The organism is Clostridium sp. DMHC 10 (genome assembly GCF_001270375.1).
Lineage (GTDB): Bacteria > Bacillota > Clostridia > Clostridiales > Clostridiaceae > Clostridium_S > Clostridium_S guangxiense.
This window is the reverse complement of sequence record NZ_LGVB01000015.1, coordinates 2,063,918-2,084,765: the sequence shown is the minus strand read 5'-3', so window position 1 is coordinate 2,084,765 and position 20,848 is coordinate 2,063,918. Positions and strand designations below refer to the sequence as shown.

Below are 20,848 nucleotides of genomic sequence, written 5' to 3'. Positions count from 1 at the left end.
AGAAAGCTTGGTACAATCAAATTGTGAACACAACGGATATTCAAAAAAGAAGTCTTTATGCATGGCTTCAAGCTGTAAAAAGAATCGGCAAGGGGCGTGGGAAATTTGCACTTAAATATAGAAATATGGCTCAAAGGGAAATGGAAAAGTGTAAAGACTGCATTCCAGTTTGGATAATGCCTTTGAACAAGGTTATAGAAAATATAAAATTAAATAAGAACTTATTTGATGTGGTTATATTCGATGAAAGTAGTCAAAGTGATATCTTTGGATTGAGTGCACTTATGCGAGGTAAGCGTGCTGTAATAGTTGGTGATGACAAACAGATAAGTCCTCAGGCGGTTGGAATTGGTGAAGAGAATATAGATGAGCTTATAGATAGACACTTAAAAGAGATACCTCATTCAGAATGGTTTGATTTGCAGACGAGCCTTTACAATACGGCCCTTAGAGTATTTCCAGATAGGCTTCTTTTGAGGGAGCATTTTAGGTGTGCACCTGAAATAATAGGCTTTAGCAATAATTTGAGTTACTCCGGTGAAATAATTCCTTTGAGGTATCCTAGAGGTAGGGAGGCATTTATATGTCCTATAAAAGCTGTAAAAGTAAAAAATGGTTCTAAGGATAATATGAGCCAGGTCAATATGAATGAGGCTAAGGAGATAGTTGATCAAATAGTAAAGTGCTGTAACAATCCTCAGTATGATAATATGACCATGGGAGTAATTTCGCTCTTGGGGGATCAGCAGGCTGAAATTATTGAGAATCTTTTAAGACACAGCTTGGTGAGAGAGAACTTTTAAGAAGAAAGCTTTTATGCGGTGATGCTTATTCTTTTCAAGGGGATGAAAGGGACGTTATGTTTTTGTCCATGGTTGTTTCAAATAACAGCAAGTTAACAGCGTTAACCCGTGAGGCAGATGTTAGAAGATTCAATGTTGCAGCTAGCCGTGCTAGAAATCAGATGTGGGTTTTTTATTCTGTTGATGAAGATAAATTAAGCAGCAACTGTATAAGAACTAAGTTTCTCAGGTATTGTCTTGATCCTAATATAGTATCTTGTAAGCGCAATAGTGATAATATGATTTTAGCTGGCGAATTTGAAAAAGATGTGTTTAATGCTGTTAAAAAAAGGGGCTATGATATTAAACCTTTTGTTGGTCTTGGAAAATATAAAGTTGATTTTATTATAGAGGATGAAAATAATAGAATTGCAGTTGAATGTGATGGCGGAAGATGGAGTAATATTGAGGATTGGGAAAAGCATAGAGAAAGGCAGATGGCCCTTGAAAGGGTTGGTTGGGTATTTTATAGAATAAGAGGAAGTGAATTTTACAGAAATCAAGATAGAACTATAAATAGGTTATTAAACAAGCTTAATGAACTGGGCATAAAGAAGATAACAGCGTAGAAAATGGTGGACATAAGAAGGACTACAGTGAAGGGTTTTAACTTACTTCGTTCGTTAAAAGACTAAGGTTTTCGCTGTGCGAAAGGTGAAGGGTTTTACGATGCTGTGCACGTAAAAAGGTGAACTTTTTTACCTTCAATAAAAAGTTAAGGATGATTTACCTCCGTTTTACTGCGGAAAATCTTTAACTTATTTAAATTGTCTATTTTTCGTAGTAAAGCGGAGAAAAATATTTCTTAATATTTTGCAGTGGCGAAATCCTTCACTATTAGCGGGGATAGGTGGCGGTGTTATTGAAAATATACATGTAGTGTCTTTCGTTTTTAAGATCAAAAAAGAGTGGGTGCAATTGAACTGCTCTTTTTTATTTATAAAAATTTTTAATTCGCTTTTTAAGTAAATTAAAGATAAGTTTAAAAACGTTGAGTTATGTAGCAAATAGTGGTAATATTGACATAAGAAAGAAGTAAATGGGTGATTCAATATGATTTCAGTTGACTTTGAAAAATTAAAAGAACTTTATGAGATTGTAAATAGATTTCAAGGCAGTGTTAGTGAAAATTTAAGCAGGGCAGAAGCACAAACCTCTGGTATAAGAGCAGATGGGGACAAGCTTCTTCGTCATTTAAATGAAATTAAGCGATTTTTAGATGATGAAATTTCAAGATATCAAAGAGTAGAAAGAAAATTAAATGAAAAGGCAAATGCAATTACCTTTAGAGGTTCAAAAGCATTAAGTGCAGTATACATAAATAATATAAGTGAAAATGTACAAGTGAGAGCAGCTAATATAAATGCAGAAGCTTTTATACCACTAGCATTAAATGGCGATGCAGGACTTGAAAGTAAAAGCAGTGAATTAAAATTAAAGAGTGAAAATGCAGTTGATAAAAGCTTAAAGGCAGTAGAAAGTGAAATATATAAAGCGTTGAGTGATAAAGATCTTGAAGGGCTAAAGGAAAATGGAGTAGATCTTGTAAAAATAAAAGTAGAAGAGATTTTTACTTTTGATAAAAACGGATCAAAAGAACTTTCAAAGGAAGAGGAAAAATATAAAAATAATTTAGAAGAAGATTGGGATAACTTTAAAAGTAATATCTGGAATGAGTTTAAGAAGGATCATCCAGAGGTAGTAAAAAAGCTTGAAGAAATAAAAAATCAAATTGAAGTAGAACTAAAAACAGCATGGAATAATTTTAAAAAGGATTATCCAATACTTGCTCAAATATTAAAAGTAAGTTATAAAACAGTTAAAGGAATAATTGAAGGAGGCATAGATGTTGGAAAAGGACTTGTGGAAGCCCCTTTTCAATTGGTTCATTTGTTAGGGCAGCAGTTCTATGATTTTAAAAAAGATCCATTAGGTACTGCAAAAAAGTGGTTAACTGTTGGAGGAAATATATATACACTTTTAAATGGAATGCCACCGTTAACACAAGAACAGGCAAATTTCCGAGCAGGTTTAGTTCAAATGGTACGAACTACAATAGATAAAAACATAATTCATGGGGATGCAGAAAGTAGATCAAGGTTTGTGACTAATGTTGCAGGAAATATAGCAATTTTTGTATTTACAGATGGTGCAGGTGCATCAAGTAAAGCTGGTGAAGCAGGAGAAGTAGTGGAAGAGGTATCAAACGGAGAAAAGGCAGAAGAAGCTTTAAATACAATAGGAAAAACAGAGGATGCTTTGAATACTGCTGGAAAAGTGGAAGACGCTGTGAGCACAGCAGGTAAGGCTGAAAACTGGTGGTCAAAATTAGAAGCTCCACTTAAAACCTTCTCCAATTTTAATAAAGAATTTTCTAAAGCAGCAAATACTTTAAAGGCATGCATAAATACAAAAGTAGAAGAAGTATTTACAATAGTAAAGGAAACAAAAGATTTAGGAAAATCAATATTGTACAAGCTGAGAGATCCAGTTAATGAAGTAAAGGAAATAATACTACCTAAAAGGGAACTTACGGAAAATCAAGAAAGAATCATTTTAGAAGGATGTTTTACAGGGAAAACTCTTATAAATACTGAGCTTGGATTAAGGAGAATAGACAGTATAAAAGATGGAGAAAAAGTATATGCAGAAGATGCGAAAACTGGAGAAAAAGAACTAAAAAAAAGTATTGTACGTATACAAAAAGCATTCAAAAGATATTATAATAATAACAATAGGAAAAGAAAAACTAGAAACAACAGCACCCCATTTGTTTTATACAGAAGAAGGCTTTAAGCCAGCTGAGAGGATAAAAGCAGGCGAGAAAATAAAAAATAATAATGGAACTTACGAGAAAGTAATAGATATAACTGCAAGACACACAGAAGAAGCAATATACAATCTAAATGTAGAGGATTATCACACATATTTTGTAGGTGAGGGCAGTTTACTCGTGCACAATGATTGTTCAGTGAGTAATGAAGAGGTAAAGACTGTAACGGATACTATTAGGAAAGGAAAAAGGGATAGTGAAGTTGCAGGCAAAGAAGCTAAAGATGTTCAGCCTTCTAGTGTGAAAGAGGGAGAAGGTACTGAGGGGGTAAGTAATGCTGAGTTAAATACGTGTGATAGTATTAAAAAATCATTAATGATAAAGGATATTCAGTATATGAATTTGCTAAATTATTGCATCCAGATAGAGTATTAAGTGATTCGGAAAGGTCGCTTGTAGATTCTGTAAGAAATGAAATAGGCAAACCATCATCAGACACATTAATGTGTAAAACAATACCACAAAGCGACATATATAAATACTTATATAATCCTGACTATGATGGAGTTAGAGGTTTTACAGCTGTAGAAGAACATGGGGCTAATTTAAAAACACTACTTGATAAATATAATGGGGCAAGATTAGACTACAATAATACAGCATTTAAAACTACAAATGGAGTTGATGGTATTTCACAATCAGTAGGCTTACCAGATAAAGTTTATGGAACAATAGAATATAAAGCAAATGATGTTAGTGAAATATCCATTCCTGATTGGAAGCCTAAGCCTGAGGATTATCCTTATACAGGGAAAGCATTTACAGGTAGTACTAATGTAGTGCTACCAGAATATTATCAATCAGCTAGGAAATTTATGAATGGAGATAAACTTAAGATTCTAGACAGTAAAACCGGAGATATAGTACAGCAATTTATCTATGATGAGAAGCTTGGATGGCTTGAATTAAAGTGAGGTGTGAAAAGTGTCTAAAGCATATTGTATATATAAAGGTAAAACTTTTATACTTGATATTTATAATAATAAATTAGAAATAACTAGTAATAAAAGGGAGGATGTAAATAATGGATTTAAAGAGTATGTTGACGTGTTAGGAAATAGACATAGTGATATATTGGTAAAAGAAGTAAGTGCAGACGATTTAGAATTTGCTTATGAATTAAAATATAAAGTAATGTATAACAATATAGAATTTGAGCCATGGTCTATAGGCAAACATATACTAAATGAAGAGAAAATTTCATTGTTTACAAGTAATTCAGATTTAGCATCCATACATGGATTTACTAAAGAAGAGCAATTCGTATTTAAAAAGGAACTAAAATTAGATGATATAGAAGCTTTAATTGAAATCAAAAAACCTATATTAAAATTTAATTACTTAAAAGAGGAAAAAACAAAGATAGAACAAAAAGATATTAAAGATTATCTTGCAAAGATTATTGAATAGTAACTGCAAAATAATATTATAATTGGATTCATAATAAATCAAAAGAATGAATGGTTGCATTTTACAATAGAGATGTAAAATACTTCACTGCATAATATTAATAATGCAGTGAAAAAATGAAATGAATCAGCTGAAATTTAAGTAGACTGGTTCATTATTTTTTTAGCGGTTAACATATTCAATAAATACATCATTCAAAAGAACTATATTAAAAAGCAACGATAATACATCAGAAAACAGAGTTTTAAAAGACTGTGGATAAGAGTTGCATTGAATTTAAAAAGTGATGAATAAAGGCTAAAGCTACTGATTTAATAGAAATTGATAAATGATTAAAATCTTTTCAGCGGTTCCTCAAGTGTAAGTATCTGATAAAGGATTTCCTGGATAACTAGAACAGGCATCTTTAGAAGACCGTAAAACGAGCATTAAGATATATCAGCAAAACTGAAAACTATAGAGTCAATTGCGAATTTAAGCAATCGGCTTTTTCTACGAACCACGATAGATAAAAATGTAATTCATGGAGATGCAGAAAGTAGAGCAAGGCTTACAGTTAACGTTGCAGGCAATCTAGCTATTTTTATGATTTCAGATGGGACAAGTTCTGTGAAAGAAGTGGGAGAAGCTTCAAAAGTAGTAGAAGAAGTATCAGATGTGGAAAAGGCAGATGAAGCTGTAAACACTGCTGAAAAGGCAGAAGGAGCAATGAATGCAGTAGAAAATGCAGAAGGCTTAATGCAAAAATCAGGAGATTTAACTGAAGCAGGCAGCTTTGATAAAACAGCAGGAATTGAAGGAAAATACAGCGGCGAAGGAAAAGGACTTGATGAAAAGTTTGATGTAAAAGATGTAGATTTATCAAAGAGTGCTATAATAAAAACACTAAAAAGTAACTTTAATGCCATATTTGATATAGTTTATTAAACAGTTGACCTAGGAAAATCAATATTATTTAAGATGATAGATGGTTCGGAACAAATTATAGAAAAAGCAGTACTAAAAGCGTCACAAATAAAGGATGCGGCCTTAGAGTTCTGCATTACAGGAGATACTTTAGTATTAACTAAAAATGGATATGCAAGGGTTGATACAATAAAAGTAGGAGACTATGTATATTCCAGAGATTTAGAAGGAAAAGAAGAAGGTACAAAGAAGTACTACAAGTTCACAGAAGAAATATTTGTGAATTTGTATATTTAAATGTTGGAGGAGAAGAAATAAAAACAACTCCAAAACATTTATTTTTTAAGGCAGATGGACAGTGGGAAACAGCAAGTAATCTAAAAGTAGGAGATGAATTGGTTTCTGAAACAGGAGAAAATAAAATAGTTTTGAGGTATAAGATAAAGCTGCCAAGAGAGATTTAGCTTATAATAATAATTCACTTTCTCATTCAGTTAATGAAAAATCATTACAAGATTTAAATGTTTAAAATTTTATTTACAAAATTTTTCATTTAATGTTATTATTAAAGAAATTGGTGGGAAAATGGGGTGATTGAACAATAATGAGGAGTACAGTGGTGACTGATGGTGAAAAATTAAGGACAATTAGAGATAAATACAAATTAAAGCAAAGTGATATTGCCGGAAAAGATATTACTAGAAATTTATTAAGTGAAATTGAAACAGGTAAAGCCATCATTACGAAAAATACGGCGGAGATAATCATAAAAAACTTAAAAGAAATTGGAAGAAAACGTAATCTAAAGATTGATGAAACTATTGAGTATTTAATGGAAAATACATTAGTTCAAGCTACGAAGATACTTGATGATTACATAGCAAAGTTGAAGGAATTACTAATAAGTAAGGGTGAAGGTTTTGCTCAAACTCTTAAAGAAGCAAAAAGTTTTTTAGCTGACTGGGATATTAGTGATAAGATGGCTTCTATTTATGAATTAGCAGGAGATTATTATTATATTAATAATGAAATGTATGAAAGTATAATGTATTATGAAAAAGCTGTAACTGCTATTGGAAAGTTAGTTGTTTCTAATCAATTATTACAAGTTTTTTCGAATATAGTAAAAGCTTATATTCTTGTTGGTGATTATGATAAGGCTATAGAGAGTTCTACTTTTGTAATAGAACATTTTGATAATTTGTCATCAGAGTATATTGTTAAATTTATGTACAATCGTGCATATAGTTATTCTTTGCTTAATAAATACGAATTGGCAATAAGGGATATTGACAAAATAGAAAACCTTGTAAGTAAAGATGATTTACAAAAATACTTTATGGTTTTTGATACTAAAGCAGTATGCTTACATGAATCAAGGAAATATGATGAAGCTTTAAAATTATATAATAAAATTTTGGATGTGTTAGGCAGTGAGCATATAGATAAAAAATTAGCTGTTTATGTAAATATGACTGAATTGTATTTAGCAACAGCAGTTAGAGATAAAGCTAATAGTACGCTGTCTATAATAGAAAAAGAAATACCTTTTCTTGATAGTAATAGTTCTTATGAGGTTAATATTTTGTTTGATCTGGGGAAGATATATAAGGAATTGGGCAATATGGAAGAAGCTAATAAATATTATAATAAAGGATTAGATGCTGCTAGGAAAAAGAAAGATTATGTTTTTGCTTGTGATATTCTTTATGAATTAATAGATAATGCGGAAAGTATTGAAAGTGTAAATGATATAAAAAATCAAGTGTTTGTGATATCAGCTAAACAAGGAAAATTAGATTACAAGCTTATTCATAAACTTATAAGTTTTTATATTGCTAACAATAATATATTTAAAATAGATGAAATAAATAAGTTTGCTTTGCAATTTGTTTAAAAGAGGAGGGAATTATAAAATGAAACTAAAAAAGTCTTATAAGGCACTAATAACTGTTTGTGCTGTATTACTAGTTGCAGTTGCTGTTACTGATGCAAGTTTAGTAAATTCAATTGCTACAGTAGGCGGTGGTGCAATGAGTAAAGCTATTTATACAATACCTTTTATTTTTTAAAAAACATAAAGAGCCGATTGCAATTTCAAGCAATCGGCTCTTTTTAATGCAAGTCCTCTTAACAAAGTATAAAATTAAATATATAATTAAAACAAGAAGAGGCGCGTATGAATAAACCACTTGAAAGCTTTAAAATATATTTGGTAGGTTTTACAAGTAATGTTTTTTTAATTCACAATTCACAATGCACAGTTCACAATGAAGGATGATTTTCTTTCGCTTTGCTACAGAAAATTTAAAACTTATTGCTGACGCCAATTTGAGATAAATCCATATCAGCTCGCTTTGCCAGCTGAACATTGGATTTTTATATAATTTTAGATTTATCTGACGAGAGGAAGATAAATCATCCTAATTGTGCATTGTGAACTGTGAATTGTGCATTGATTTTAAATAAGTTAAATGTTACGAAAAATATTTTAGTCAATTTAAAGCTTAGAAGTGGTTTCAACATATGATGTGTAGATTTAACATAAAGGAGAATAGAGAGAGTTATGTGTAACAATGATGCCGAGGAAAAAATTATTGAAGAAACATCAAAACCAGAAGCTAATATAGAAGAAATTTTAGAGAAAGTCAACCAAAGCATACAAGAAGTAAAAGAAGAGTTTGTCAGTAAAGTTAAGTATGATGGTCATAAAGATAAGATAATAGATGAGCTCCACGAAGAACTTCAAGGATATAAAGACGACATTATACATAAGCTCTTAAGGCCTGTAATTACAGATATAATTTATACCATCGATAATAACAATAAGACTGTACAGGCGTTACGGCAGAAGGATGTATCTGAAATTGATCCAAAGAAATTAATAGGAATTATTGAAGGGCAATCAGAAGATTTAGAAGACATACTGTATAGACAAGGAGTAGAAGAATTTACATATGTAATGCCAGAGTTTGATCCTAAAAAACAGAAAATTATAAAAACGGTTGAAACAGCTGAAAGAGAAAAAGATAGAACGGTAGCAAGAAGCTTGAAAAAAGGATATATGTTTGAAAATAGAGTTATAAGACATGAACTTGTGGAAGTGTATGTATACAAAGAGAAAAAAGAATAGTATTTTCAGGAGGGGAAAACAAAATGAATAAAATTTTTGGAATAGATTTAGGAACAACATATTCCTGCATATCTTATATAGATGAGTATGGAAGACCGGTAGTTGTACCTAATGCTGAGAATGAGAGAATAACACCATCAGTTGTATTTTTTGATGGTGATAATGTCATAGTTGGAGACGTAGCAAAAGAAAATTCAAAGATGTATCCTGAAGATGTTGTTGCATTTGTAAAGAGAGCTATGGGAGATGAAAATTTTTATTTTGAGCATGAAGGAAAAGCGTATCATCCAGAAGAAATATCAAGCTTTATACTTAGAAAATTGGTAGGGGATGCAGAAAATATTTTAGGAGAAAAGATAGAAGATGTAGTGATAACATGTCCAGCATACTTCGGAATAAATGAAAGAGAAGCAACTAAACTTTCAGGAGAAATAGCAGGGTTAAATGTAAAAGGAATCTTAAATGAACCTACGGCAGCAGCACTTTCTTATGGAATGGATTCAGAAGAAAATAAAGTTGTTTTGGTATATGATTTAGGCGGAGGAACCTTCGATATAACCATGATAGATATAAATAAGGATTCCATAAAAGTAATATGCACAGGAGGAGACCACAATCTAGGAGGAAAAGACTGGGATGATGCTCTTATTGCGTATATGGCAAATCAATATAGGGGAATAACAGGAAAAGAAGAAGACATACTAGAAGATAAAGAAACCTGTCAGGAACTTCAACTCTTAGCAGAGAAGGTAAAGAAGACATTGTCTCAAAGAGAAAAAGCACCAATATCAATAAATTATGAAGGCGAAAGAGCAAAAATAGAAATTACAAGAGAAAAGTTTGATGAGTTGACCTATGATTTACTTCAAAGAACTGTGAACTTAACAGATGAAATGCTGGAAGAAGCAAAAAAGAAAAATTATAACAGCTTTGATGAAATGCTCTTAGTTGGTGGCTCCTCAAGAATGCCGCAAGTAGAAAAAATTATAAAGGATAGGTATGGAATTGAACCTAAAATCTTTGATCCAGATGAAGCAGTTTCAAAAGGGGCAGCATTATATGGATGGAAGCTGTCTGTAAATGATGAGCTTATAAATAGAATTTCAATGGAAACAGGACAAACTCCGGAAAATGTAAAACAAAATATAGATGAAAATAAAATAGAAGAAAATATAGTTGAAAAAGCAGCAAAACAAGTTGCAGATGATACAGGATATACTTTGTCTGCCGTTAAAGCTTCAAATGTAAGAGTAGTGAATGTTGTAAGCAAAAGTTTTGGAGTTGTAACCTACAATAATGAAGGAAAAGAAGTAATATACAATTTAATACTAAAAAATTCAGAAGTTCCAGCAGAATTTACAGAAAGATTTGGAACACATGAAGAAAACCAAGATAATGTGCTTATAAGAGTAGTAGAAGATGAGCTAAATGACAGAGTTATAGATTTAGATTATGGAAAAGAAATAGGTCAGGTAGAGCTGATGCTTCCAGAAAATTTACCTGCAAATTCACCAATTGATATAACTTTCAAGTTAAATGAAGAAGGAAGACTTGAAATTACAGGAGTAGAAGCAGTTGAAAAAAGAGAGGTAAAGACCGCTATAGATACAAGTTCAGTAATTAAGGGAAAAGAGCTTGAAGAAGCAAAAGAAAGAAGCAAAAATATAGAAGTATCATAAAGAGTTGAGGTATAAATGAGTATGAAATATAGTTTAGGAATAGATCTTGGCACAACGTTTTCTGTAGTGTCAGTTATTGATAAAGAAGGAATTCCAAAAGTATTAAATAACAGCGAAGGAAAAACTCTAACCCCATCTGTAATTTACTTTGGAGAAGAGAACATTTTTGGTAGGAGAAGAGGCCAAAGAAATGCAGGCAATGGGAGATGAAAATGTAGCATCGTTTTTTAAAAGAAATATGGGGGATGAGTATTTTGGACTAAACTTTAGGGACGAGTACTATAACTCAGAGAAGCTTTCAACAATTCTACTAAAAAAATTAAAAAAGGATGCAGAAGCCGCTTTAAAAACTTCCGTTGAAGATGCAGTTATAACTGTGCCAGCTTATTTTAATAATTCACAAAGAGAAGCAACAATAAATGCAGGAAAAGCAGCAGGATTCAATGTTTTAAGTATAATAAATGAACCAACAGCAGCGGCCATAGCTTATGGCATGAGAAATGATGATATAGAAAAAAATTTGCTAGTTTACGATTTGGGCGGAGGAACCTTCGATGTTACGCTTGTACATATTGATGCATCAAGCATAGAAGTGCTTGGTACAGATGGAGATCATGAACTTGGAGGAAAAGACTGGGATGATAGAGCAGCCGTTTATATAGGACAAAAGTTCTTTGAAAAAACCGGCATAAATCCACTTGATGATATGGAGTCCTATAATGATATACTCGTCAAATCGGAAAATATAAAAAAGCAGCTTTCAACAAGAGAAAAGTGCCAGACTACTATATGCTTTGGAGAATTTAAAGAAACTTTTGAAATCACAAGAGAAATATTAGAAAGTATAACAGGAGATCTTTTAGAAAGAACAAAAAGATTAAGTGAGGATGTACTAAAAAATGCAGGACTTTCCTGGAAACAGCTAAGCGGAGTTTTGCCAGTTGGAGGTTCTACAAGAATGCCAATGGTGCTTGAATTTATAAAGAAAATAAGTGGAAAAGCTGTGGTTTCTGGAATAAATGTTGATGAAGCCGTATCAATTGGAGCAGCAATAGAAGCTTCAAGACAGGCAAAAATAGATGGCAAAAATGTATTTACACTTGGAAGCTATAAAAAAACTGAAGATGTTATGAGTCACAGCCTTGGGATGGCTGCAATAAGCAAAGATGGTGCAAGATATATAAACAGCATTATAATATCGAAAAATAAAAGAATACCTTGCAAAGAAACAAGGCCATATGTAATAAGAACAGGAAGAAACAGAAGCAATGTTCTCGATGTCTATATGCTGCAGGGAGAAAGTGAAGATATACAAAATTGCAGCATACTGGGGAAGTATACTTTTTCAAATATTGAACATGAAAACTCAAAACAAGCAGTAATAGATATAGAATATGCCTATAATAAAAACGGTGTTGTTACAGTTTCGGCAGTGCAAAGAAAAACAGGAAAAAGGCTCAGCTTAAGCATTGAAAAATATGAAGAAGATTTGCAATGGCTATACAGTGAGCCAAAGGAAGAAGAAGAAAAAATACATAAAAGTATAGTTGTAGCTATGGATTTATCAGGAAGTATGAGAGGAGAACCACTCAAAAATGCAGTTTCAGCGGCTAAGAATTTTGTTTCTGAAGTAGACATGGATAATTCAGAAGTTGGAATTGTGGCCTTTGCGAATAAAGATGAAATTGTAGTAGATTTGACCAGTGAAGAAGATAAAATTATAGAGGCAATAGATAATTTAAATTCTGTTAAAGTAGGAACTTCAACCACATCAGAACCATTTTCGAAAGCATATGACATGTTAAAGAGTGCAGATGGAGATTCCTATATAGTGGTACTTACGGATGGACAGTGGTATGGGAAAAAAGATGTAATAGGAATAGCAAATAAGTGCAAAGAAGATGGAATAGAAATTGCAGCAATAGGCTTTGGAAGTGCTAAAAAGGAATTTTTAGATAAGATAGCTACTTGTGAAGAAAACTCAATATTCACAGAAGCAGCAAAGCTTACACAATCCTTTTCAAAGATAGCAAGAGTAATTTCAAAGACCAGTGGAAACCTTAAATTGTTTCAAGGGTATGGACAAAGATCTAATTCACTAAATCTTTTAAAGTGAGGTGATAGCTTTGCAAAGCAGCGAAAATTTTTATTTGCTTTTAGGATTATCCATAGAACCTCAAGAGCAGGATGAAAAGAAAATAGAGAGTGTCATAAATAAAAAAAGAAGCCAATGGTCAATGCTTAGAAATCACCCTACAAAGGCGGTAAAGGCAAAATTTTATTTGAGCTTGATACCAGAAATAAAAAGGGTTATGCTTGGAAATCCATATGAGAGAAAAGAAGAATGGAAAAGGGCATTAAGAATAAAAAAGCAGGAAGAAAAAGATAAGTTTAAATTATTGGATGAATGCATACAACTTCTATGCTCAAAGGGAGCTATTTTTGAGGAAGAGGTTAAGGCACTTCAAAGTAAATTTGGAACTTTTTTCAAAAGAAGAAATGATGAAAAGAATAAAAGTTCCAGTGCGATTAAATAAAAAGAATTCCTTAAATAAGATAATTAATGAGAAAAAAATAGATAGTACTATAATAAATAAGATAAAAGCAAATTTAGAAATAGTAAAAGCAAAATCACTTTATGATTTTTTAAGGGTATCCAAGGATTCACCAATAGGAGTGTTGAAAATGGCTTCTAAGTATAAATATGATGACATAAGAAAGATAGCAGCTAAAGATGCCATAAATACAGCAAGTTCTATTCTTCAAGGTTTGTGTGATGATATTTTTAAAGATGAAGAAAGTAAGAGAGCATATGATGCTTCACTTAAAAGCGAAAATATAAAATATATTGAAATGGCACTAGAAATATCAGCTGCAAAAGGCTATGTGTCCAGCGAAGAATTTGATAATTTAGTGGCTAATATGGTAGAAGAAGATTTTGAAAAAGAGGAAGCAAAAAGTTATATAAAAAACATCTGTGCAGACAAGAAAGTCTCACTTCAGGTTCCATTAAACTTAAGTATAAACTTTATGCAAGGCTGCAGTGTATGTGGAAGTGTAAATTATAGAACTTCTAAGTTCTGCTATAACTGTGGCTCGCCATTAAAAATATCATGCCCCAAGTGTCATAAAATAGTGAGTTCTAAAAATGAATTTTGTGATAACTGTGGTACTAATGTTAAAAATGTCATAAAAGCATCACAGCTAATAAATGACTGTGAAAGATGTGAGGTGGCAGGAAATATTGAAAAAGCATATTTTTATATAAGTGAAGCAGTGGCGCTATGCCCAGAAAACGAAAAAGCTTTAAAGCTTATGAAAAGCATAAAAAATAAAAAAATTATAATTCTTGATAGAGAAGATAAAATACAGAAATCTATTGAAAAAAAACAGTATTATACTGCAATGAAAGAACTTATCGCATTAAAGCAAATAAACTATTCAAATCTAGTAGAATCTCTGGAAAATTTAATAGCAAGCAAAATAGGAGAGAGTGAAAAAAAGCTTGCTAAAGCTCATGAAGCTCAAGATAAAGATACATTAAATGATATATATAGTTCTATTTTAAATGTATGCAGTGATTGTGACGAAGCGTTAAAATGGATGGCTAAATTTCCACCAGAAGCTCCAAGATTTTTAAGATATAAAATAACTGGTGAGGGTATAAACATAAGATGGGATTCAAGCAGCTTAAATAAAAATGTAACTTACAAGGTAATAAGAAAAATGAGAATTGAGCCTTCTTCAATTGATGATGGAAAGGTTCTTTACGAAACCAAAGAAAATGAAATGACAGATTATACAGCAGAACCAGGACAAAATTATTATTATGCTGTTTTTGCGGTAAGGGGAGGTAGTGTATACGCTAGAACATTTTCTGTTGTTGGACCAGTTATGAGAATCGCTGATGTAGATGATATCGAAGTTGAGAGGGAATCTGGTAAAGTAATTTTATCTTGGACATCCTCCATTAAAACAAGAGAAGTTGAAGTTTGGAGAAAAGAAGGGGAAGTTCCAGCTAAAAGGGGAGATGGCGTTAAGCTAAGGGATGTCTCTCTTTTTGGAGTGGAAGATATAGGACTTGTTAATGGAAAAAACTATGGATATCGTATAATTTCTTTATATAGAGATATAAAAGACAATGAGGTTGCATCGGAAGGAATAACCTGTTTTGGAAAGCCAATTGTGCCTCCAGAGGTCATTACCGAAATAAGGCTGACCAATATAGCTGAAGGAATAAGAGTAAACTTTAAGAGAAATAGTTTTAGCGGAAAGGTGTACATATTGTACTCAAATGAACCTTTTGAATTTGAAGAAGGACAAGTTATAAAAAGAGATAAGTTAATTAAAATTCCAAGCAAGGCCGTGATAAAAAAAGAGGGAGAGTGCGATATAAAAAATATTGATGATGGAGTTCTATTTATACTCCCTGTAGTTGCAGAAGGCAATATTGCATCAGTAGGAAAGCAAGTACATGCATCTTTCTTGAAGAATGTTGAAAATTTAACAGGGTATATTTTAAATAAAAAGTTATATCTGCAATGGACATGGCCTAAAGAAACAAAAAAAGTTCTTATTGGATGGAAATTTGAAGATTTTTGTAATGGAGTAAATGATCCTAAAGCAAACTATAAAGAAGTAACATTTCAAGAATATAGTAAAGATGCTGCATTTATTTTCGATAATTTGAATAGAATAAATTATTTTATTACTGTTTTTACAATTAATGAAAGTAAGTATATAAGACGTTATTCTTACGGTAACAAATGCAAAATAAAAAATACGGGGTTTCTGGAAATTTATTATGAGATAAAGAGATCAAAGGGGATTTTTGGACTCAATAAGGGAATTACTTTTATAATTAAGCATGAGTTTATGAATGAAGATATGCCAAAGTATGTTTTAGTTGCTAATATGAAAGGTGAACCTTTAACCATCAGTGATGGAAATATAGTGTACAGGGGGAATGAGGAGAAGGTTGATTTAAATTCTGTTGATGAAAATATATTTATAAGACCTTTTTTGGAATCAAGTGAAGAATATGAAAAGTATAAGTTTGTGAGAAGATGAGAAAATATATAATAGGGTAGTGAATGAATTATGAAAATGGTTTTTCTTAGAGAGCTTGAACCAGATCAGATTATTGGAAAAAGTGTGTACAATAATGATGGTAAACTTTTGATTAAATCGGGTACCAAAACTACAAGAGAGGTTATAAACTTCCTCAGAAAGAGTATGGTATTTTTTGTTTATGTAGAGGATGATGCCTTAGACGATATAAAAATTAATGAAGAGCTGGATAAGGTAAAAATAAATACACTTAATAAAATGCCAGAAGTATTTGATGAGTTACTTACTGGAGACGAAAAAAGTGCAGAAAAGTCTATAGATATTATTTATAATCTTGTTGATTATATAGTTGCTGATGGCAGTACTAATATAAATCTTTATGAATTAAAATCTTATGATGAGTATACTTATATTCACTGTATTGATACAGGAATAATGGCTTGTTTTTTAGGAAAATCCTTAGGGTATGGCGGTGAAAGACTTAAAGCGTTAAGTGTTAGTGGTATTCTGCATGATATAGGTAAAATTAAAATCCCAAGTGAAATAATTAATAAGAAAGGGAAGCTTACAGAAGAGGAATTTAATGCTTTAAAATTACATACTCAGTATGGAAAAGAAATTATAGAAAAATACAAAACCTTTAGTGATAATGTCTTAAAAGGAATTTATGAGCATCATGAAAAATATGATGGCACAGGATATCCTCTTGGACTTAAGGGAAAAGAAATAAGTGAGTTTGCAAGAATAATATCTATATGCGATGTATTTACTGCCGTAAGTGCAAATAGATCCTATAGAAAAAGGTTTACTCCTAATGAGGCGTATGAACTTATTTTATCGGGAAGTGGTAGTTCTTTTGATCCTGATATTGTGCAAAAATTCAGAATGACTTTTTTTTGTATATCCCATTGGTTCATGTGTGAAGCTTTCAAATGGTGCAGAGGGTTATGTTGTGAAGCAAAATGAGAGCTTTCCAGATAAGCCCATAATTAGAGTTACCTATGATACTGTAACGAGTCAGCCTATATCACCTTATGAAGTAAACTTGATGGAAAACTTGAATTTAGTAATTAAGGAAGTTATTTAAGTGATACTTTGGAAGGACACTAAAAATTGTTTGGCGTCTTAATATAAAAATATTGCGAAGTAACAATGCTTCGTCACATTAAAAAAATTCTATAAATCTAAACCTCAAAAATCATAAAATTCTAAGAGTTTTCAATAACTCACCTATTAATGCACGCAAAGCGCTTAAAATATAGTGCTCAGCGTAGCTGACACTATTAAGTTCTAAGATTTACCTGAGAGAAACGAAAGGTAAATCCACCTTCATTGTACTCTGTACTTTGTACTCTGTGCTCTGAATCAACTTCCAGTTTGTCAGGATAAATTTGATGTTGGTAGTTTTAACATTTCCAGTCATTCATCCATCCATATTTAAGCTCATTATAGCATTGCTATTTTAAATTGTCTATTTAAAAAATAGTTATTTTGTGTATGTATTGAGTTAAAATGTTTATGTTAATAAACTGTTGTAAACTATATAATGAAGATAGATACAGGGTGTTAATAAATGCCGATGGTAAGTGAGTTTAAATATAAAAAAATTAAAAAATATATAGATAACCTAAAGAAGAGTAGAGAGTAGGGAGTAGAGTGAAGGATTATTTTTCTCTGCTATGCTTAGAAAAATCTAAAACTTAATGCGCGCATGGCGCGAAATATAGTGTTCAGCGCAGCTGAACCAATTAAGTTTTAAGATTTACTTGAGAGAAACGAAAGGTAAATCCACATTCGCTCTACTCCTTACTCTTTACTCTCTACTCTGTTTAATTTGATATCTTGTGTCAAAAATTTTGTAGAGGTGATAGAAATGTTAAATATCGAAAAATATTGGGAAGATTTAAATGTTATGCATTTAAACAGATTGGAACCAAGAGCTTATTATATACCGTATGCCGACCAGGAAACTGCGATTAACAAGAAGAGAGGAAGTTCTCCTTATTATCAGACTTTGAATGGAAGCTGGAAATTTAGATATTATCAAAGTGTAAGATTAGTGGAGGATGGATTTTATAATGAAGACGCTTGTGTAAACGATTGGAATAATCTCATAGTTCCATCCTGCTGGCAAGTAAACGGCTATGACCAGTGTCATTATACAAACACAAACTATCCAATACCATGTGATCCACCATATGTGCCAAATGAAAATCCAGCTGAACTTATGTCAGAGAATTTAATATATCTGAAAAATGGAAGGGTAAATCAAAATATGTGGTTTTTGAGGGAGTAAACTCCTGCTTTTATCTTTGGATTAATGGGGAGTTTGTAGGATATAGTCAAGGAAGCAGAATGCCTGCTGAGTTTGATATCACAAATTATGTGAGAAGCGGAAAAAATAAAATGGCAGTATTAGTACTAAAATGGTGTGACGGAACTTATTTAGAAGATCAGGATCTATGGCGCTTTTCAGGAATATTTAGAGATGTATATATGCTTGCCAGAGAAGAGACTCATGTTGTAGATATATTTAGTAGGCAAGAACTGTCAGCGGATTTTGATAAAGCTTCATTGAATTGTGAAATAGAAACTATAGGAAGCTGTGATATAACAGTAGAGCTTACAGATGCTGAAGGTCAAGTTGCTGCTAAAGGCAAGAAGGCTATAGATGGCAAAGGTAATATACAGCTGGAAGTAGAAGAACCTACATTGTGGAATGCAGAAGCACCATACCTATATAAATTATATGTTTACAGCGGCAGTGAGGTACTTTTATTTAATATTGGATTTAGAAAGATTGAAGTATTAGATGGTGTATTTACTGTTAACGGAAAGGCAGTAAAGTTAAAAGGCGTGAATCGTCATGATTCTCATCCTGAGCTAGGACAGTCTATTCCTTTAAATCACATGAAAGAAGATCTCATGCTTATGAAACGTCATAATGTTAATACCATAAGAACCTCACACTATCCAAATGATCCACGTTTTCTCGATTTGTGTGATGAATATGGTTTTTATGTGGTAGCTGAAGCTGATCTAGAATGTCATGGAATGCATAGCGCAGGGCTATTTAAGGACGGAACCTTCCATGTGCTTGCAAAAAACCCCCAGTGGAAAAAAGCATTTTTGGATAGGCAGAAAGATTAGTAGAAAGAGATAAAAATCATCCTTCTGTTATAATATGGTCAATGGGAAATGAGTCAGGTTATGATATAAATCATATTGCTATGGCTAAGTGGACTAAGGCTAGAGATAATTCAAGATTAGTACATTATGAAGGAGCGGCAGAGATTTATAAAGGCAGCACAGATACAGAATGTCTTGATATGGAAAGTAGAATGTATGCTTCTACTGAATATATAGAGGAATATGCGCAAAATGAAGATAACAAGAAACCTCTTTTTCTTTGTGAATATTGTCATGCAATGGGAAATGGTCCTGGAGATTTAAAGGATTACTGGGATGTGATATTCAAATATCCCAAATTAATGGGGGGTTGCGTTTGGGAATGGTGTGACCATGGAATAAAAACAGAAACACCTAATGGAAAAGAGTTCTACGCTTATGGTGGAGACTTTGGCGATAAGCCTAATGATGGAAATTTCTGTTTAGATGGTCTTGTATATCCTGATAGAAAGGTGCATACAGGTCTTCTTGAATTGAAGAAGGTTATAGCACCTATAAGGATAGAAGCAGAAGATTTAAAAAAAGGGACAATAAAGGTTACTAATTTATTTGATTTTATTAATTTATCAAATATAGAATTGTGCTGGAGAGTTGAAAAAGATGGAGAAACTGTTCAGCAAGGAGAAATTAAAGAACTTGATGTAGCACCTCAAACATCACAAGTACGTGAATTAGGGTATAATATTCCTAAATCATCAGAAAATAGATTTTTGCTTACAATAAGCTGTGTCCAAAAGAAAGATACGCTTTGGGCAGAAAGAGGCTATGAGATAACTTTTGAGCAGTTTGAGTTACCAGTTGAAAAAGCTGAGCATTTCTCAATACAAAATATTCCTTTTATTAAAGTAGAGCAAAAGGATACATTGGTTACTATAGAAGGTTTTGACTTCTGTCATGTATTTGATCTTTACAGTGGAGCTTTTACAAAAGTATCAAAGAACTATGTAGATATGATTACTGATATGCCGAAATTTAATATATGGCGTGCACCAACAGATAATGATAGAAATATAAAGGATAAATGGACAAACGAAGGCTATGAAAGAGCAGTTACTCATGTGTATGATGCTAAAATTACAAACAGCTCAGATACTTTTGTGGAAATTACTGTGAATTTTTCACTTGCGGGATATAGTAGATTTCCTATTCTTCACGGAGAAGCTGTATGGATTGTAGACGGAACAGGAGAAATATCACTTAAGGTGAAGGCTAAGGTTAGAGAAGGAATTGAGTTCCTTCCACGTTTCGGATTACAGCTTATAATGCCAAAGGGTACTGAGGAAGTAGAGTATTTTGGCTACGGACCTCACGAAAGTTATATAGATAAAAAGCAAAGTGTAAAAAAAGGAAAGTATTTGATAACTGTGGATGAAATGTTTGAGAATTATCTTATGCCTCAAGAAAATGGTTCAAGATTTGGAACAGAATGGGCTATTGTATCTAATAAATTTGGTATGGGACTTAAGTTTACAGGAGCTTCTGAGTTCTCCTTCAATGCAGCACACTATACACCAGAAGATTTAACAGAGGCTGGTCACCCATACGAACTTAATAAAAGAAAAGAAACTGTGATAAATATTGATTATAAAATGAGTGGAGTAGGTTCAAATTCTTGTGGACCAGAACTTCTTAACAAATACCGTTTGGATGAAAAAGAATTTGAATTTAATTTAAAAATAGCTCCTATTTTTAAAGAAGAATAATATAGATAGACAACTTGAAAGGTTAAAATGACTAATGCCAAATTAATGCTGTTAAATTGAAATTTGAAGCAGTTCACAATTCA

At 32.1% G+C, this 20,848-nt stretch carries 20 protein-coding genes and 2 pseudogenes; all 22 read left to right on the top strand.

Features of this window, described 5'->3' with window-relative positions; translation table 11 throughout:
• Positions 1–23 precede the first annotated feature (23 nt).
• The 22 genes and pseudogenes from AGR56_RS21920 to AGR56_RS21890 all read left to right on the top strand — a co-directional run bounded on the left by AGR56_RS21920 (position 24) and on the right by AGR56_RS21890 (position 20,765).
• Positions 24–803, top strand: coding sequence for a hypothetical protein (locus AGR56_RS21920; RefSeq protein ID WP_242851429.1), 780 nt, complete (start codon positions 24–26; stop codon positions 801–803).
• A 35-nt stretch (positions 804–838) separates the two neighbouring features.
• Positions 839–964 (top strand): annotated as a pseudogene (locus tag AGR56_RS22870) (AAA domain-containing protein); the annotation flags it as partial.
• A complete protein-coding gene (locus tag AGR56_RS22865; protein WP_347460535.1) occupies positions 965–1,411 on the top strand; it encodes a DUF559 domain-containing protein in 447 nt (148 codons plus the stop codon).
• A gap of 484 nt (positions 1,412–1,895) precedes the next feature.
• The gene (locus tag AGR56_RS12100; protein ID WP_053242444.1) at positions 1,896–3,638 is read left to right on the top strand and encodes a hypothetical protein; all 1,743 of its coding nucleotides are present in this window, start codon (positions 1,896–1,898) and stop codon (positions 3,636–3,638) included.
• The gene (locus tag AGR56_RS12095) at positions 3,532–4,050 is read left to right on the top strand and encodes a polymorphic toxin-type HINT domain-containing protein (RefSeq protein ID WP_084757007.1); all 519 of its coding nucleotides are present in this window, start codon (positions 3,532–3,534) and stop codon (positions 4,048–4,050) included. The genes AGR56_RS12100 and AGR56_RS12095 overlap by 107 nt, the downstream gene beginning before the upstream one ends.
• Complete coding sequence (locus AGR56_RS12090) at positions 4,029–4,589, top strand: hypothetical protein (RefSeq protein ID WP_242851427.1); 561 nt, start codon at positions 4,029–4,031, stop codon at positions 4,587–4,589. The genes AGR56_RS12095 and AGR56_RS12090 overlap by 22 nt, the downstream gene beginning before the upstream one ends.
• Positions 4,590–4,599: 10 nt before the next feature.
• A complete protein-coding gene (locus AGR56_RS12085; protein ID WP_053242442.1) occupies positions 4,600–5,085 on the top strand; it encodes a hypothetical protein in 486 nt (161 codons plus the stop codon).
• A gap of 585 nt (positions 5,086–5,670) precedes the next feature.
• Positions 5,671–6,012, top strand: a complete 342-nt coding sequence (locus AGR56_RS12080) for a hypothetical protein (protein WP_053242441.1) — start codon at positions 5,671–5,673, stop codon at positions 6,010–6,012.
• Between the two features lie 33 nt (positions 6,013–6,045).
• On the top strand, positions 6,046–6,288 hold the full coding sequence (locus AGR56_RS12075) for a hypothetical protein (RefSeq protein WP_053242440.1): 243 nt from the start codon (positions 6,046–6,048) through the stop codon (positions 6,286–6,288).
• A gap of 322 nt (positions 6,289–6,610) precedes the next feature.
• The gene (locus tag AGR56_RS12070; RefSeq protein WP_053242439.1) at positions 6,611–7,888 is read left to right on the top strand and encodes a helix-turn-helix transcriptional regulator; all 1,278 of its coding nucleotides are present in this window, start codon (positions 6,611–6,613) and stop codon (positions 7,886–7,888) included.
• A 19-nt stretch (positions 7,889–7,907) separates the two neighbouring features.
• The gene (locus AGR56_RS20330) at positions 7,908–8,063 is read left to right on the top strand and encodes a hypothetical protein (RefSeq protein WP_157055760.1); all 156 of its coding nucleotides are present in this window, start codon (positions 7,908–7,910) and stop codon (positions 8,061–8,063) included.
• Positions 8,064–8,557: 494 nt separating this feature from the next.
• Positions 8,558–9,124, top strand: a complete 567-nt coding sequence (gene grpE, locus AGR56_RS12065) for a nucleotide exchange factor GrpE (protein ID WP_053242438.1) — start codon at positions 8,558–8,560, stop codon at positions 9,122–9,124.
• Between the two features lie 23 nt (positions 9,125–9,147).
• A complete protein-coding gene (locus AGR56_RS12060; RefSeq protein WP_053242437.1) occupies positions 9,148–10,803 on the top strand; it encodes an Hsp70 family protein in 1,656 nt (551 codons plus the stop codon).
• 21 nt (positions 10,804–10,824) lie between these two features.
• Positions 10,825–11,013, top strand: a complete 189-nt coding sequence (locus tag AGR56_RS22860; RefSeq protein ID WP_278279625.1) for an Hsp70 family protein — start codon at positions 10,825–10,827, stop codon at positions 11,011–11,013.
• On the top strand, positions 10,970–12,919 hold the full coding sequence (locus tag AGR56_RS22855) for an Hsp70 family protein (protein WP_278279624.1): 1,950 nt from the start codon (positions 10,970–10,972) through the stop codon (positions 12,917–12,919). The genes AGR56_RS22860 and AGR56_RS22855 overlap by 44 nt, the downstream gene beginning before the upstream one ends.
• 10 nt (positions 12,920–12,929) lie before the next feature.
• The gene (locus AGR56_RS21905; RefSeq protein ID WP_242851426.1) at positions 12,930–13,340 is read left to right on the top strand and encodes a hypothetical protein; all 411 of its coding nucleotides are present in this window, start codon (positions 12,930–12,932) and stop codon (positions 13,338–13,340) included.
• Positions 13,306–15,873 carry a zinc ribbon domain-containing protein gene (locus AGR56_RS12050; protein WP_242851425.1) on the top strand — a complete coding sequence of 856 codons (2,568 nt, stop codon included), beginning with the start codon at positions 13,306–13,308 and terminating at the stop codon, positions 15,871–15,873. Before AGR56_RS21905 ends, AGR56_RS12050 begins: the two co-directional genes overlap by 35 nt.
• Before the next feature lie 30 nt (positions 15,874–15,903).
• Positions 15,904–16,839, top strand: coding sequence for an HD-GYP domain-containing protein (locus AGR56_RS12045; RefSeq protein ID WP_242851424.1), 936 nt, complete (start codon positions 15,904–15,906; stop codon positions 16,837–16,839).
• Positions 16,826–16,960, top strand: coding sequence for a hypothetical protein (locus AGR56_RS22850; RefSeq protein ID WP_278279623.1), 135 nt, complete (start codon positions 16,826–16,828; stop codon positions 16,958–16,960). The genes AGR56_RS12045 and AGR56_RS22850 overlap by 14 nt, the downstream gene beginning before the upstream one ends.
• Positions 16,961–17,746: 786 nt before the next feature.
• The gene (locus AGR56_RS21900) at positions 17,747–18,169 is read left to right on the top strand and encodes a sugar-binding domain-containing protein (RefSeq protein ID WP_242851568.1); all 423 of its coding nucleotides are present in this window, start codon (positions 17,747–17,749) and stop codon (positions 18,167–18,169) included.
• Positions 18,151–19,833 (top strand): annotated as a pseudogene (locus AGR56_RS21895) (glycoside hydrolase family 2 TIM barrel-domain containing protein); the annotation flags it as partial. The gene AGR56_RS21900 and the pseudogene AGR56_RS21895, both read left to right, overlap by 19 nt.
• Before the next feature lie 92 nt (positions 19,834–19,925).
• Entirely contained in the window at positions 19,926–20,765 is an 840-nt protein-coding gene (locus AGR56_RS21890; protein ID WP_242851567.1) for a beta-galactosidase small subunit, read from the top strand.
• The last annotated feature ends 83 nt before the right edge of the window (positions 20,766–20,848 follow it).